We start from the raw sequence: 13,577 nt of genomic DNA on the forward strand, positions 1-13,577 counted from the left end.
GTTTACGCCCTTGAAAGCCTCCCCGAACTGATCGGGGAGAGACAGTTCAAGATGCTCTGCGTAGCATTGGGTATCAACACCGATCAGTCGCTTATCACTGGCGAGTACGTCGCGGGATTTATCCAGGGCGCTTATGATAGGCGCTCTCAGGATGCCGCTATTCGCCGTCAGTCTTCGGTTGATCAGCTGGTGGAAATGCTTGGATGAGTGTTTCTCGCGTCTTTTCCGGCAACCATTCCGCATTCGTGCGCGCCAGCAGAAGTAAATCCCGTACAACGATGCGGTACGCTTCGGCTTCGGCCTGTGCCAATGACATCTTGTCGGCATCGTCGTGCCTTTCTGACATCCTTATCCGCACCGTAGCTCTGTGGGAGCCGATTACGCCGAATGTGACGCGCATGGTCACAACCCACGAATTCCCTTGTTCATCGCGCTCTGCTTCGATGAGCTTGATTTCCCCATATGATTTCAAAGTTCGTTCCTTCCTGATTTCGTCATTTCGATTCTTGCAAAATCACCATGACGATAGCGGGTTGGGACGTCCAGTTCCTGCCGTACCACAAGCCCCCCTTGACGGCAGGAAGGCCGATGCGTTCCCCCGCGCATCGGCCACCCAATTCCGTGCGAAGGCATCCGAAGACAACGGCGCGACTGGATCGGCACTACCAAGGCAGCCGACCGACAGCGTGACGGGAGATGCGAGTAGGCGAGCACCGCGCGAACGGATGCTGCAACGTCTGATGATGGACGCGACAGTCGGGAGAGACCGGCACATCAGCTTCCCAAATACGCATGGCCCGCACCTTAACAGGGAGACGACGCCCTTCCTGCGCCAAGTCTGGATGCCAGCCTGCGGAAAAAGCGATGGGTTTGCGCCCGTCGTCGGCCATGTCAGCGAAGAGATGGTTCATCTACTAGGCCAATCCAGACAAGAGAGCGCCAGCGAGCCGCAGGGCGGCAATGAGGCCGTATCCGGCGGACTGGCGCGCGTCACCCATTTTACCATTTCGAGCCGTGCGGCGGAGGCACAAAGCCCCGCGCCATCTCGAAGGGGTCGTTCTGATTGTCGTGCCGCTGGCGTTTACCGACGCCTTTGGCTCGACCGATCAATTGCCTCCGCTGTGATGCGAATTCCAGCGCAGGCCAAAGTTCCAGTTGCTCTGACGATACAGGTTCCATGCGTTTCGTCGGGGCTTTCATCTTCAGACCTTCCACTCTCTCACGGGGCTCGAGTTCGCCCCATCCACGGCACCGACAATAGCCGTGGAGAAAGAGCATGTGTGTACCGAGACGGTGCAAATCCGTACCGAAACAGGGCGTTAGCGTAATGAGTACGAGTATCGCAGCAAAAGAGGCGTTCGACCTTTTGAACGCCGCGACAACAAAAGAATGGCGCGGTTGGGGCGACACCCGCACCGCCGCGCGCGACAGGGCAGCAAAGAAAGCTGGCGTAACGCCGGCACAGGCCGAACGGCTGTGGAAGAACTGGCAGACGATGAAACACCCCAACGGGGATGTCTATCGGAGCCTGCGCAACACCTACGGCCATTTGTGCGCGTGGATAGAAAATGCCGCCGACTCCGTCGAGGCAAAGCGGCTCGCAATTGAGGAATCCCATGAGGTTGATCAAAGCCCTTCGCCGCCTGGTGAAGGAAGTGTGGCAGCTCGCGACTGAGCGCCGCCGGCAACGGAGAAGGATAAATAGGAATGGCTAAGGCAGCAAAGAAGACGGACGAGACCCCCGGCGAAGGCCACAACAGCGGCGGCTCTGACATGAGCGAGAAGGACCGCAAGGTTCTCTTTTTCATCAACCGCAAGGATTGGCTTGCGGCCATGGAGGCCAAGAAGGCCGCCGACGCCAAGGTGAAACAGGTCGGCAAAGCCATCAAGGCCGATCTCGGCAAATACGGGCTCGACCAGATCAAGGCCTATGAACAAGCGCAGACGCCGGAAGGACTTGCCGAACTCAAAGCGCGGCGCGATGCCGATCTGCAGGCGATGCGGTTTGCGGGCGTTCCGGTCAACACCCAACTCGATATCTTCCTCGACCGTGCATCGGCTGCAGAGCGCGCCTTCAATGACGGTGAAGAAGCAGGCCTTCGCGGCGATACGCTCGCCAATCCGTACAACGAAGCATCACCGGAAGGGCAGGCGTTCGCCAAGGGTTGGAATGAGGGCCAAGGCGCGCTGTTCGCCGGCATCAAGCAGAAGCAGGAAGATGCGGAAACTAAAGCGGAACTGATCAAGTCCGTCCCGTTCGGTGGCGATGATGGGCCGAACTTCCCAGACGGGGAGGACGATTAATGTTCGCCGTCTCATATCGCCACACGGAATCAAGCCCGCGCTATCAGCAGGCAATCCGCGAACAACAGATGCGCGAGCGGCAGCGCATCGAGGCGGAAGCGGTCAAGCTTCTTCCCGAGCCCGTCGAAATCAAACCATCGCCCAAGGCTCTACGCGAGAAAGCCCAGCGTGAGGCGGTGATGCGCTCAAAGATGCGGTGGGGCGTGTCCACGCCGCTCGATACCATTCCAGCCATCATCGCCCGCGTGGCTCACCAGCACGGCTTTACCTATGACGACATCATCGGACTTTCCCGGTCGCGGAAGCTGATCAACGTTCGCTTCGAAGCTATTGCAGCGGTTCGGGCAGCCAGACCGAACATGACGCTTCCCGAGATTGGCAAACGGTTCAACCGGGATCACACCACGATCTTGCACGCGCTGAAGAAAATGGGCGTGAAGCAGACCGGCGCGCCCCGGCGTGTTTACGATCTCGACGCGATCAAGGAGATGCGGTCACGCGGCCAGTCGTACGAGAGCATCGCAAACGGCTTCGGCTGTTCGGCCCATACCATCAGCAGGCTTGTTGCGGAGGGCGCGCGATGATCGACGGCCCGACCCGGATAATCAACACGATAACCGTTCTGCTGGTTTATCTCGCCGTTGTTCTGCTTCTCGTGACGCCAGTTTTCAACTGGATGCGGGGGTAAGGCGATGGATGGGTATCAAGCCTTCCTTGAGCGCAAGACCCATGACGGTGCGGATCGCGGGTTTGATCCTACCTTTATGCCTGGGCAGCTATTCGATTTCCAACGTTCGATGGTTGAATATGCCGTCTCAAAGGGCCGGGCGGCGATTTTTGAAGATTGCGGCCTCGGCAAAACAGTTCAGCTCCTTACGTGGTCACAAAACGTAATCGAGCACACCAACCGACCTGTGCTCGTCTTGACGCCGCTGGCGGTCGCAGGCCAAACCATTCGAGAAGCGGAAAAGTTCGGCATCGAGGCTGCCCGTTCGTCCGACGGCAGCATTCCAAGCAAGCTTGTCGTTACGAACTACGAGCGCCTTGTACACTTCGACCCGTCCGATTTTGCCGGTGTGGTTTGTGACGAGAGCTCAATCCTCAAATCATTTGACGGCGCGCGGAAAGCCGAGATCACCAATTTTATGCGGAAGGTTCCATACCGCCTATTGGCGACGGCGACCGCTGCACCAAACGACTATATCGAGCTCGGCACATCCTCCGAGGCCCTTGGATACATGGGCCACATGGACATGCTCAATCGGTTCTTCAAGAACGATCAGAACAACAGTTCTACGCGAAGAATGTACGGCGAGGCTCCGAAATGGCGGTTCAAGGGCCATGCAGAGCAGCCGTTCTGGCGTTGGGTTTGCTCATGGGCGCGCGCGATGCGCAAGCCGTCGGATCTAGGATTTGATGACGGCGCATTCAAACTGCCGCCTCTCATCGAGAATTCACATCTGGTTGAGGCCGAAAGCCTGCCAAACGGCATGCTGTTTAGCCTTCCTGCTGCAACACTCCCGGAGCAGCGAGACGAAAAGAAGCGCACTATCCGCGAGAGGTGCGAGCGCGCAGCGGCACTTGCGAACCATGGGAAGCCGGCAATCATCTGGTGCCAGTTCAATGAAGAAGCTGATTTGCTCGAGCGCATTATTCCTGGCGCGTTGCAGGTGTCAGGATCGCATAGCGATGAGGTCAAAGAGCGCCGCTTCATGGACTTCATCGACGGAAATATCCGTGTTCTTGTGACGAAGCCGAAAATAGGCGCGCTTGGTTTGAACTTCCAGCACTGTGCCCACGTCATCTATTTCCCGTCCCACTCTTTCGAGCAGTATTACCAGGCCGTCCGCCGCTGTTGGCGATATGGCCAAACCAATCCAGTCCACGTCGATATCGTGATGACTGAAGGCGAACGCAGGATCATGGAAAACCTGCGCCGGAAGGCTGATGCCGCCGAGGTCATGTTCGCAAACCTGATTTCCGAGATGAACAGCGCAATGGCGGTCAACACGGCCAAGCATTTCGCCAAAACGATGGAGGTTCCGGCATGGGCCGCGTGATTGATCAAGTCATCACTGACGAATACGCCATATATCACGGCGATTGCGTCGACGTGATGCAGGGCCTTCCGGATGTACCCGTGCATCTGTCGGTTTACTCACCACCGTTCGGTGGGCTCTACAATTATTCCAGCGACGAGCGCGATCTATCTAACTGCATGGATTACGATCAGTTCTTTCAGCATTACGAATTTGTGGTGCGTGAGATTGCACGCGTCACGCTTCCCGGCCGATGCTCTGCCGTGCATTGCATGGACGTTCCGACGGGCAATACGGGGTCGGACGCATACATTGATTTTCCGGGAGACATCATCCGGTTGCACCAGCGGATGGGAATGCACTTCGTCGCCCGTCACGCCATCTGGAAAGAACCTCTATGGGTGCGCAATCGCACCATGCAGAAGAACCTTGCGCACAAGACCGCCGTCGATGACAGCATACGGTGCGGAGTGGCCTCGGCCGACTACGTGCTTATTTTTCGCAAGGCCGGTGAAAACCCGGTTCCCGTCGCCCATCCTGTAGGCTTTCTGGAATACGCCGGGGACGATTCCAAGATGCCGGTCGAGGTTCGCCGAATAAGGGGCTTCGAAGGCGACCAGAAGCTCAACAAGTTCTCTCACTGGATCTGGCGCCGATATGCATCCTCCATCTGGGATGACATACGCATGGGGCATGTGCTGCCCTTTCGCGAGGCAAAAGACGAAGACGACGAAAAGCACGTTCATCCCCTGCAGTTGGATGTGATCGACCGCGTCATCCAGATGCGGAGCCTTCCCGGCGAGACGGTTCTAACCCCGTTCATGGGCGTTGGATCTGAAGTCTATTCCGCCGTGACGAAAGGTCGGCGCGGCATCGGGGTTGAACTAAAAGCGAGCTACTACAGGCAAGCGGTTCGAAATCTTGCCCTGGCGAAGTTTGGCGAGCGAATTGCACCTCCCGTTCAAGAAGACATCTTCACGACGGAGGCAGCCGAATGACGCCGCGCCAGCAAGCCAAATCAATCACCCAATCGCTCGAAAACCCGCTCGACCGGGCGCTAGTCGGCTTCATGAACCAGCATAAGGGCAAATGGATCGACCGGGACCGCATCATGCATTGCGCCGGGTTTGATGACCCGAAGAAGTACAAGCACGGGGCATACGTCCAGTTTCATTGCTCGTTGATCCGCGCCAATCGAGCGCTCGCGCCGCATGGCCTGAAGATCTGCATGAGCGAAGATGGTGCAAATTTGTACAGCATGGGGAGGGCGGAAGAATGCCGGTAATCCTAGGGCTGGACCCTTCACAGAAGACAGGATGGGCCTTCTACGACACATCGGTAAACCTCTCGGCAATCAAGTCCGGGGTGCTAAAGATCAGCGCCGTCAAGGGTGAGTTCGAGGGGAATGCCGGGCAGCTAGGCAAGGCGCTCGCCAAACTCATTAAAGAGCATGGCAAGCCTGATTTTGCCGTTATCGAACAAGCTCCTCGGCGTCCGTACGGCGGTGACAAGCAGGATGACAAAAATACCGTCAAGTTCATGGGTGACGAGATGCCGGCTCAAGAGGGTGATGAGCAAGGCGGCAGTGGTCCCGGTCTGCAAGGGACGCTCTCCACAAACCAGATGGCCGCCGCACTTTGCGCAATCCTTGGCGCTTACGGCATTCCATTCGAAACGATGACAGACAGCAAATGGCGGAAACACTCTTACGGATTTGGCAAGCGAGCCGGCTGGACTAGACCAGACTGGAAGCGGCATGCGCGAGCCCAATGCGCTCAGGTTCGTATCACTGCTACCAATGACGATATGGCTGAAGCCTGTTGGATCGCCTTTGCTGGCAAATCCTGTGAAAAATTTCGCTGGATGGAAAACCAAGCCGCCGCAGGTTCTCAAGAATTTCGGATGATGAAGTCGGGGAGGGCAGCATGAGGTTCGGTTCCGTCTGCTCAGGGATTGAAGCTGCATCCGCCGCGTGGGAACCGCTCGGTTGGCAGGCGGCTTTTTATTCGGAGATTGAGCCGTTCCCGTCCGCTGTCCTCCATGAGCACTATTCGAGTGGGCGCCCGCAATTCATGCCCGATCCAGAACAGCCCGGATTGCAGCCGAAGGACAGGAAGGCGCGGGCCGCGGCGATCAAAGCCGTGAAAAGTCTTCCAGAACGGGCCAATGGCGTTCCCAATCACGGCGACATGACGCAATTCGAGGAGTGGCCAGACCATGCAATTGACCTTCTTGTCGGAGGCACCCCATGCCAAACCTATTCAATCGCGGGCCTCCGAAAAGGACTGGATGACCCTCGTGGCGACCTCATGCTCACCTATGCTGCGATTGCTCGCCGATATCGGCCCCGATGGCTGGTCTGGGAGAACGTCTTCGGTGTCCTTTCGCACGATGGAGGACGAAGCTTTGCAAGCCTTCTGGGATTGCTCTCAGGGCGGCGCGTCGAAGTCCCGGCAGGAGGATGGAAGTCTTCGGGCATTGTCGAAGGCTACAGCGGCGCATACGGCCTCTCATGGCGCGTGCTTGACACTCAATATGTCAGAGTGGACGGCGCTTCCCGTGCACTTCCCCAAAGACGAAGGCGTGTGTTCGTTGTCGGACATTCTGGAGGCGACTGGAGACGTGCCGCAGCGGTTCTATTTGAGCGCGAAGGCTTGTCGGGGAATCCTGCGCCGCGCCATGAACCGGGGAAAAGAGATGCCCCGTCAGTTAGCACAGGCGCTCGAGGCAGTGGCGACTTCGAACTTGGAGGTGGGTTGAATGCCGTGCATGTCGATGAAGCAGCCCGCTGTGACACAGCGGGCTATGCTCAACGCCTAGATTGGGAGACAGAGAACTTCGTAGCCCATGTGGCTCCAACGATGCGCGCCGGCGGCAATCAGACTGGAGGTGACCGCCCTTACGGGACAGATGTCGATACCTGCGATAGTTTGGTTGCGCATACTTTATTGGGCAAAGAGAACGATAGTCACGCCGCAGACATGGATACCTATGTCTCGCATAGCCTTCGGCCCGAAGGCTTCGACGCCAGTGAGGACGGAACTGGCCGCGGCACGCCGATCGTTCCCATTGCATGTTCAATCATGCCGCAGAACAGCGGCAAGGATTACAAGGCCCGGAAAGTCGATGTCGCGCAGCCAGTCATGGCAGGCGGACCCGTTGGAGGCAACCAGGGCGGTGATTACATTCTAGACCCGGTGGCCTTCTCATCTAAAGATCACGGCGCTGATGCTAGCGTCGGGGTATCGCCCACACTTCGTGCAATGGGGCACGGTGAAAGCCATCCTAACGCTGGGGGCCAGGTCGCCATAGCTTTTGATACGACACAGATCACCAGCAACGCAAATCGGAGTAATCCCAAGGAAGGTGATCCGTGCCATCCGCTGGCGTCTGGAGCTCACGCGCCTGCCATCGCCATTCAAGCAGGCGCGCTTCGTGAAAATCCAGCTAGCGGCCCCGATGGCGTTGGCGTTCAAGAGGGTATCGCCTACACGATAGAAGCGCGATCCGAAGTTCAGGCGATCCAAACGCAATGGGCCGTGCGCCGTTTGACGCCCGTTGAATGTGCCAGACTTCAAGGATTCCCGGACAATCATTGCAAAATTCCTTGGCGCGGCAAACCTGCAGAACAATGCCCAGACGGCCCGCAATACAAAGCATACGGCAACTCGATGTCTACAAATGTCATGCGCTGGCTTGGCGAACGGATCGAAGCCGTTGATCATATTCAATGGGAGTTCGCCGCATGAGCGCCCACGCACCCGATATTCGCCCATCTCTTCCCGATGCCGTCGAGGCAGAACAGGCGCTTTTAGGCCAAATTCTACTTGACAACGCCGCATACTGGCGTGTTGCCGGGTTCCTGAAACCCCAACATTTCAGCGAACCGCTCCATTCGCTGGTTTATGAGATGGCCGGGACGATGATTGCCGAGGGCCGGGCGGTCAACCCGATAACCATCAAGCAGTATCTTCCGGCATCTCAGCAAATCGGCGATAGTGATCTATCGATAGCGCAATACATGGCTCGCCTTGCGACGGAGGCCGTCGGCTCATTCAGCGTCTATGACTATGGGCGCGCCATTCTGGAGATATGGGCGCGCTGTCAGCTTGTTTCGCTGTCTCAGGACCTCGATACGCTGTCACGGACGATGCCGGCGGATATGTCGCCGTCCAAGCTCATAGCAGAGCACACCGGGCATCTCGTCACGATCTCCAATGAGATCAGCGAAGGCGTGAAAGCCGTTACCATGGCCGATGCCGTTGGAACCGCCGTCCAGTCGATCGATGATGCATACAAATTCAAGAAGCCTTCCGGCATCTCGACGGGCATCGCTTCAGTCGATCAGCTTACAGGACCGTGGGAGTCTGGGCAGCAGATCATCATCGGCGGAGGCACAAAGCAGGGCAAAACCGCATTGGCGCTGCAATGCTCGGTTGGCTTGGCCGCTCATGGAACGGTCTGGATATACTCCGGCGAAATGTCCGTGAAGCAGTTGGCTATGCGAGAGATATCCAGACGAACAGGCATTCCGGTCTGGAGGCAAAAGGAAGGCCGGATATCACAAGCCGAATGGGAAAAGCTCCTACAGGTCAAGGATGAGGTAGAAAATCTTCCCATCTTGATCGAAAAGCGCCGCCTTACGTTGGAACAAATCCATCAGGTCGGTCGTGAAATCAAGATGGAACGTGGCCTCGCGGCTATGGTCATAGATCACGTCGGGCTCATGGCATGGGGCAGAGATGATGCGCGAAGGGAAGAGGCAGCACTCTCGGCAAAGGCAACCCAAGGGTTGAAAGAAATCTATGAAGACCTTGGCGTTCCAGGCATTTCCCTTGTCCAGTTGAAGAAGAACACTTTCGTTCAAAATTCATATGGAACTGCGAGGAAATCATTCGAGGCTCAATTGAGGGCCGCGGCGTACAACCGGCCAAAATACACCGATCTGATGGGCGCGGTCGAACGCGATGCTGATCACGTCCTTATCCCATTTAATGCGCGGCCAATCATCGCTGGACTGGAGCCCGAGGAAGGCGGCGACGACTATTTGCTTTGGGAAACCAGAATGCAGGAACACGAGAAGAAAGCGGAAATTATCTTGGCATTGTCGAGAGAGCATACGTTCCCCCAGCGCCGTGAAGTCGAATGGCATGGCGAGACAACCAGTTTCGGGCCGGCGTTCGTCGGACGGCAGGAATCGCTATTGCCGGAGGGCTTTTGATTTGAACAAGTTTTCTGGCTACATCATCGAAACCCCAATGGGCTACCGCGCCATGCTCAGGTTTGCCCATGAAGCTCGTCCGGCGCCATTGCTCGGCCCGGGCGGCAATCCCATCGTATTCCCGACAAAGTGCGAGGCCTGGGAGTCCGTCACCAAAAACCTGCTCGCCTACTTCAATTCGCCTATGCGCCGCGACGGCGTGACGATTTCCGCGGCAACTTCGGCGGCAGATGCATTGTTCCCAAGCCTCATTCGGCAGAAAGGCGCCAGCCGTACAACGCATGTCGAGCGGCGGAGGGCGAAGGCATGAGCAATCCTTACCTCATCACCGGCCCAGCGCTGATTTCGTTCTCCGGCGGTCGCACCTCGGCTTACATGCTGCACGAGATCCTACGCGCCCATGACGGAAAGCTGCCGGACGACGTGATCGTCGCCTTTGCCAATACAGGCAAGGAACGCGAGGAAACGCTCCGGTTCGTCCACGAATGCGGTAGCCGATGGAATGTCAAAATTCATTGGCTGGAATACCGCGCCGATGAAGTTGGATTCGAACTGGTCGGCTTCAACAGTGCTTCGCGAAACGGTGAACCATTTCGGGCGCTGATAGACAAAAAGGGTTACCTGCCAAACGCGGTCACTCGATTTTGCACCAGCGAACTGAAAGTGCGCCCGATGAAGAAATATTGCCTATCCTTGGGCTGGATGCATTGGAAGAACGTTATTGGGCTTCGGTACGATGAAGGGCACCGAGTACTCAAGCAGCTTGCCAGCAATGAGGCCAAAAAAGAACGGTGGCTATCTGTCATGCCGTTGGCGTCCGCAAAGGCGAAAGCTACCAAGCGCGATGTGATGTCCTTTTGGCTGGGGAAAAACGCAGACCCGATAAATCTCACCGCACCGTTGCCTCAAGGATTTGATCTTGGATTGCGCGACTATGAGGGGAATTGCGACCTTTGCATGCTGAAATCTCGCGGAGCGCTCAAGAGGCTGATGCGAGATAACCCAGGCATTGCAGATTGGTGGAAAGATCGTGAAGCCTCCATCACGATGAAGAGCAAAAGGGCGACGCCAGCAGGTAAGCGGTTCGTTACGGAATATTCATACGCCGATCTGGAGCGTGAAGTCACGACGCAACCCTACGTTCCAGGCCTTCTTCTCGATGATGAAGAATACGATGTCGAGTGCGGCCTTCATTGCGCGGCGGAGGCAGCAGCATGACCCCGATGTACTTCTGCTACGAACGCGAAGACAACGGCCAATGGACGCCGGTTGTCTACCGCACCAACTTTGGCGAGCCGAAGATATGGCCCCCAGACCGCGAACGCACGGAACTGGTGGAAGGGCCGGATGAATGCATCGGCCCAGACCGGGAACCTCAATTCGGTGCATTGAAGGCGCGGTTCACACCACCGCGAGGTGATGAATGACAGATCGAATTCATTGCTGTGTGCCATTTTGCAAGCGCACCCGGCATAACCGGGAAGGCTTTAGCGAGTGGATATGTGCCGTGCATTGGCCGCCGGTATCCAAAACACTCAAGAGACGCCGCACACGGCTCGACAGGCGTTATCGCAAACTGTTCGGCAGCAATCCATTCTGGGCATACAAAGGCGGCTCACCGGAGCGCCTTGGGGCAGTGAGGCTCGATAGGCTTTGCAGTAAGGCATGGACGGCTTGCAAGAGACAGGCGATCGAAAGGGCGATGGGGCTATGATCGATCCACGCGTTCAAGACCTATGCGACGAATTCGAAATCCGGATTGTAGATCGTCACCGCTATCCGAGCGTTGGCGAGACAAGGGCTGTGGAGACCTTGCGCCTCATCATCGAGCGATGGGGCATTGATCATGCGCGGCTGGTCATGAGCACATTGGCGGAAACCGCCAACAACCGCATCTGCCTCGATGAAGTCGGGTTTTGGATGACCTCGGATATGGTCAGGGTCGGACGTCGCATAATCGAAGAACGAGCCAGCGATTGGCTGGCGACATGGGATGCTATCCCCGTCGGTGAATTGCAGTTCATCACCCAAGATTTGCGAGGCTTCGTAAAGCAGCGTGGCGCGTTAGGAGGCATGGTCTACGAACGCCTATACAGACGGTTCGGGCCGTTTGCTGATCAGCCCGATCTGCTCGACGATAGAAGGAGAATGGCGTGACATATCAGTCAGATAGCAGTACGGTTATGATGGATCGGAAAGGTGCTCTCGCGCCGCTGCCGATCCTAACTACGAATGATGACTGGAGCATCGGCATGCCTGAAAGTTCAATACGCCGTTCAAGCGGTCCCGGCAACTTTATCGATCTGACAGGAAAGCGATTTGGGCACCTTGAAGTGATGCAAAGGTCTGAGAATTCAGAAAAGGGCGCTACCCGTTGGCTTTGCCAGTGCGATTGCGGCAACGAGAAAGTTGTGTTCGCGGCCAATTTAGGGCGCAGCAACACGACATCATGCGGTTGCGCGCGGAGAAAGATATCTTCGGATCGCTCCAAAACCCACGGTATGCGGAAGTCGCCGGAATATAGATGCTGGGCCGGCATGCTTACGCGCTGCACCAATCCGAATGACAAGAGTTTCCTTCGCTACGGCGCTCGCGGCATTACAGTTTGTGATCGGTGGCGAAACTCATTTGAAGCCTTCTTTTCCGATGTTGGGCCTAAGCCATCACTCTTCCACACTATCGACCGTTGGCCTGATTGTCGCGGCAATTATGAGCCCGGAAACGTTCGTTGGGCGACCGATGCCGAGCAGCGTCGCAATAAGAGCAACAACGTCTTTGTCGAGATCGGGGGCGAGAGGCTTTGTTTGTCTGACGCTTGCCGCAAGTTTGGAGTGAAGCGACTGACTGCACGGAGCAGGCTATTCGATTTGGGCTGGACGCCAGAAGAGGCATTTGGCCTGCGTGAGAGGGGGTGCCCATGAACATCGGCGAAATCGCAGAGCGCTTCATCAGAGCGGCCGAGGTCGAGCGCGCCAGCCACGAACATGTCGGGCCAGCCCCGCTGCGTGCTCAGCAACTTCCCTATGTGCATGATCACGTCGACAAGAACGGATGGGGCAAGTCCCCATTGATGCGCGTCGTCAAGAAGGGGCGATTGATCCAAGGCGACTGGCTTGAAGTTGGCGAAGATCCATTGGCGGAGGAACGCAAGGCGTTCTGGGAGCGACTTGGCCTCATGCCCACCTCCGAGGAACTGTCCCAACTGGAAGGCCTCTATGACATGCTTATAAAGGTCGATGATCATGGCGAGCGCCGCGCTCTCCTTGCGTGGGCTCGAGCTAAGGTCGGAGGAAAGGCTTTTCGGCGCTGGTGCTTCCAGGTCGAAGGCATCCACCCGGAGACCGGTCGACGCCGGAAAGATCGCGCCCTTGCCAAGATTTCAACCGCGTTGGCCCGCAGCGATATCCAGAATAGCAAAACCGACTGTTCGACCCTGTTGCCATGTGACCATGAAATCAGCGATATTTTGGATACAGTCGAGGAAGACGCGGGCCGCAGAGAGGGCCTAAATAATTGGGCCGCAGACGATGCGTTTTCATCCTTCATTGCCGAACAGAAGCATGACTTTTCATGGGCGCAAAAGCGCAATGAGATGAGACGGCGCCAGCGTGAGAAGAAGCGGCAGCAGGCAGCATGAGCATTGCTCTGGCGATCTTGGGTGTGTGTCTTATGGTTTCCGGGGCGGTCATCGCAACAATTGCATTTGTGGAATCGCCTAAAGACGTAACGCCTAGGGAAGACCTAAAAGGCATTGCTTACATGTTGGGCGGGATCGTAATCGCCACCGTTGGCGCGCTTGTTTTTGTCTACGCGCATCAGTCGGCATAGAAATACCAGGGGAAGCCGCTGCGCCCCGACCTTTGACAGCGCTGGATACGCAACCAGCGCCAGCGGCCAAGCCGGGAGGGTAGCCTGGCACCAATTCGAGGCAATGCCTCACGAGATAAACCCCCGAGCGAAAAGTACGTTGGGCGGGATGGGCAATACGGCTCATCCCGCCTGCGATCGGCGGA

17 protein-coding genes are annotated in these 13,577 nt (G+C 56.9%); 16 read left to right on the forward strand and 1 reads right to left on the reverse strand.

From position 1 onward, the window contains the following. Window positions 1-157: 157 nt before the first annotated feature. Window positions 158-472, reverse strand: a complete 315-nt coding sequence (locus tag C5748_RS27970) for a hypothetical protein (RefSeq protein ID WP_146119564.1) — start codon at window positions 470-472, stop codon at window positions 158-160. A gap of 855 nt (window positions 473-1,327) precedes the next feature. Here C5748_RS27970 and C5748_RS18235 point away from each other — a divergent pair. From C5748_RS18235 to C5748_RS18320, 16 genes are all read left to right on the forward strand, one after another. After that, window positions 1,328-1,675 carry a hypothetical protein gene (locus tag C5748_RS18235; protein ID WP_245581857.1) on the forward strand — a complete coding sequence of 116 codons (348 nt, stop codon included), beginning with the start codon at window positions 1,328-1,330 and terminating at the stop codon, window positions 1,673-1,675. A 32-nt stretch (window positions 1,676-1,707) separates the two neighbouring features. Beyond that, complete coding sequence (locus tag C5748_RS18240) at window positions 1,708-2,304, forward strand: hypothetical protein (RefSeq protein ID WP_105743364.1); 597 nt, start codon at window positions 1,708-1,710, stop codon at window positions 2,302-2,304. After that, a complete protein-coding gene (locus tag C5748_RS18245; RefSeq protein ID WP_105743365.1) occupies window positions 2,304-2,888 on the forward strand; it encodes a helix-turn-helix domain-containing protein in 585 nt (194 codons plus the stop codon). The genes C5748_RS18240 and C5748_RS18245 overlap by 1 nt, the downstream gene beginning before the upstream one ends. Window positions 2,889-2,996: 108 nt before the next feature. Next, on the forward strand, window positions 2,997-4,364 hold the full coding sequence (locus C5748_RS18250) for a helicase-related protein (RefSeq protein ID WP_105743366.1): 1,368 nt from the start codon (window positions 2,997-2,999) through the stop codon (window positions 4,362-4,364). Beyond that, a complete protein-coding gene (locus tag C5748_RS18255) occupies window positions 4,352-5,341 on the forward strand; it encodes a DNA-methyltransferase (protein ID WP_105743367.1) in 990 nt (329 codons plus the stop codon). The genes C5748_RS18250 and C5748_RS18255 overlap by 13 nt, the downstream gene beginning before the upstream one ends. Continuing rightward, on the forward strand, window positions 5,338-5,628 hold the full coding sequence (locus tag C5748_RS18260) for a hypothetical protein (RefSeq protein ID WP_105743368.1): 291 nt from the start codon (window positions 5,338-5,340) through the stop codon (window positions 5,626-5,628). Before C5748_RS18255 ends, C5748_RS18260 begins: the two co-directional genes overlap by 4 nt. Next, window positions 5,619-6,272 (forward strand): RuvC family protein, encoded by a 654-nt coding sequence (locus C5748_RS18265; RefSeq protein WP_105743369.1) that lies wholly within the window; start codon window positions 5,619-5,621, stop codon window positions 6,270-6,272. Before C5748_RS18260 ends, C5748_RS18265 begins: the two co-directional genes overlap by 10 nt. After that, entirely contained in the window at window positions 6,269-8,092 is a 1,824-nt protein-coding gene (locus C5748_RS28610) for a DNA cytosine methyltransferase (protein ID WP_199194830.1), read from the forward strand. Before C5748_RS18265 ends, C5748_RS28610 begins: the two co-directional genes overlap by 4 nt. Next, window positions 8,089-9,564 carry a DnaB-like helicase C-terminal domain-containing protein gene (locus tag C5748_RS18285; RefSeq protein ID WP_158259890.1) on the forward strand — a complete coding sequence of 492 codons (1,476 nt, stop codon included), beginning with the start codon at window positions 8,089-8,091 and terminating at the stop codon, window positions 9,562-9,564. Before C5748_RS28610 ends, C5748_RS18285 begins: the two co-directional genes overlap by 4 nt. A gap of 1 nt (window position 9,565) precedes the next feature. Beyond that, entirely contained in the window at window positions 9,566-9,874 is a 309-nt protein-coding gene (locus tag C5748_RS18290) for a hypothetical protein (protein ID WP_105743371.1), read from the forward strand. Continuing rightward, on the forward strand, window positions 9,871-10,782 hold the full coding sequence (locus C5748_RS18295; protein ID WP_105743372.1) for a phosphoadenosine phosphosulfate reductase domain-containing protein: 912 nt from the start codon (window positions 9,871-9,873) through the stop codon (window positions 10,780-10,782). The genes C5748_RS18290 and C5748_RS18295 overlap by 4 nt, the downstream gene beginning before the upstream one ends. Next, complete coding sequence (locus C5748_RS18300; protein WP_105743373.1) at window positions 10,779-10,991, forward strand: hypothetical protein; 213 nt, start codon at window positions 10,779-10,781, stop codon at window positions 10,989-10,991. The genes C5748_RS18295 and C5748_RS18300 overlap by 4 nt, the downstream gene beginning before the upstream one ends. Before the next feature lie 376 nt (window positions 10,992-11,367). Continuing rightward, the gene (locus C5748_RS18310) at window positions 11,368-11,721 is read left to right on the forward strand and encodes a hypothetical protein (protein WP_105743425.1); all 354 of its coding nucleotides are present in this window, start codon (window positions 11,368-11,370) and stop codon (window positions 11,719-11,721) included. Next, entirely contained in the window at window positions 11,718-12,485 is a 768-nt protein-coding gene (locus C5748_RS27975) for a hypothetical protein (RefSeq protein WP_146119565.1), read from the forward strand. The genes C5748_RS18310 and C5748_RS27975 overlap by 4 nt, the downstream gene beginning before the upstream one ends. Then, the gene (locus C5748_RS18315) at window positions 12,482-13,201 is read left to right on the forward strand and encodes a hypothetical protein (RefSeq protein ID WP_105743375.1); all 720 of its coding nucleotides are present in this window, start codon (window positions 12,482-12,484) and stop codon (window positions 13,199-13,201) included. Before C5748_RS27975 ends, C5748_RS18315 begins: the two co-directional genes overlap by 4 nt. Beyond that, entirely contained in the window at window positions 13,198-13,392 is a 195-nt protein-coding gene (locus C5748_RS18320) for a hypothetical protein (RefSeq protein WP_105743376.1), read from the forward strand. The genes C5748_RS18315 and C5748_RS18320 overlap by 4 nt, the downstream gene beginning before the upstream one ends. Window positions 13,393-13,577 lie beyond the last annotated feature (185 nt).

This window comes from Phyllobacterium phragmitis (genome assembly GCF_002980495.1).
GTDB classification, from domain to species: Bacteria; Pseudomonadota; Alphaproteobacteria; order Rhizobiales; family Rhizobiaceae; genus Paramesorhizobium; species Paramesorhizobium phragmitis.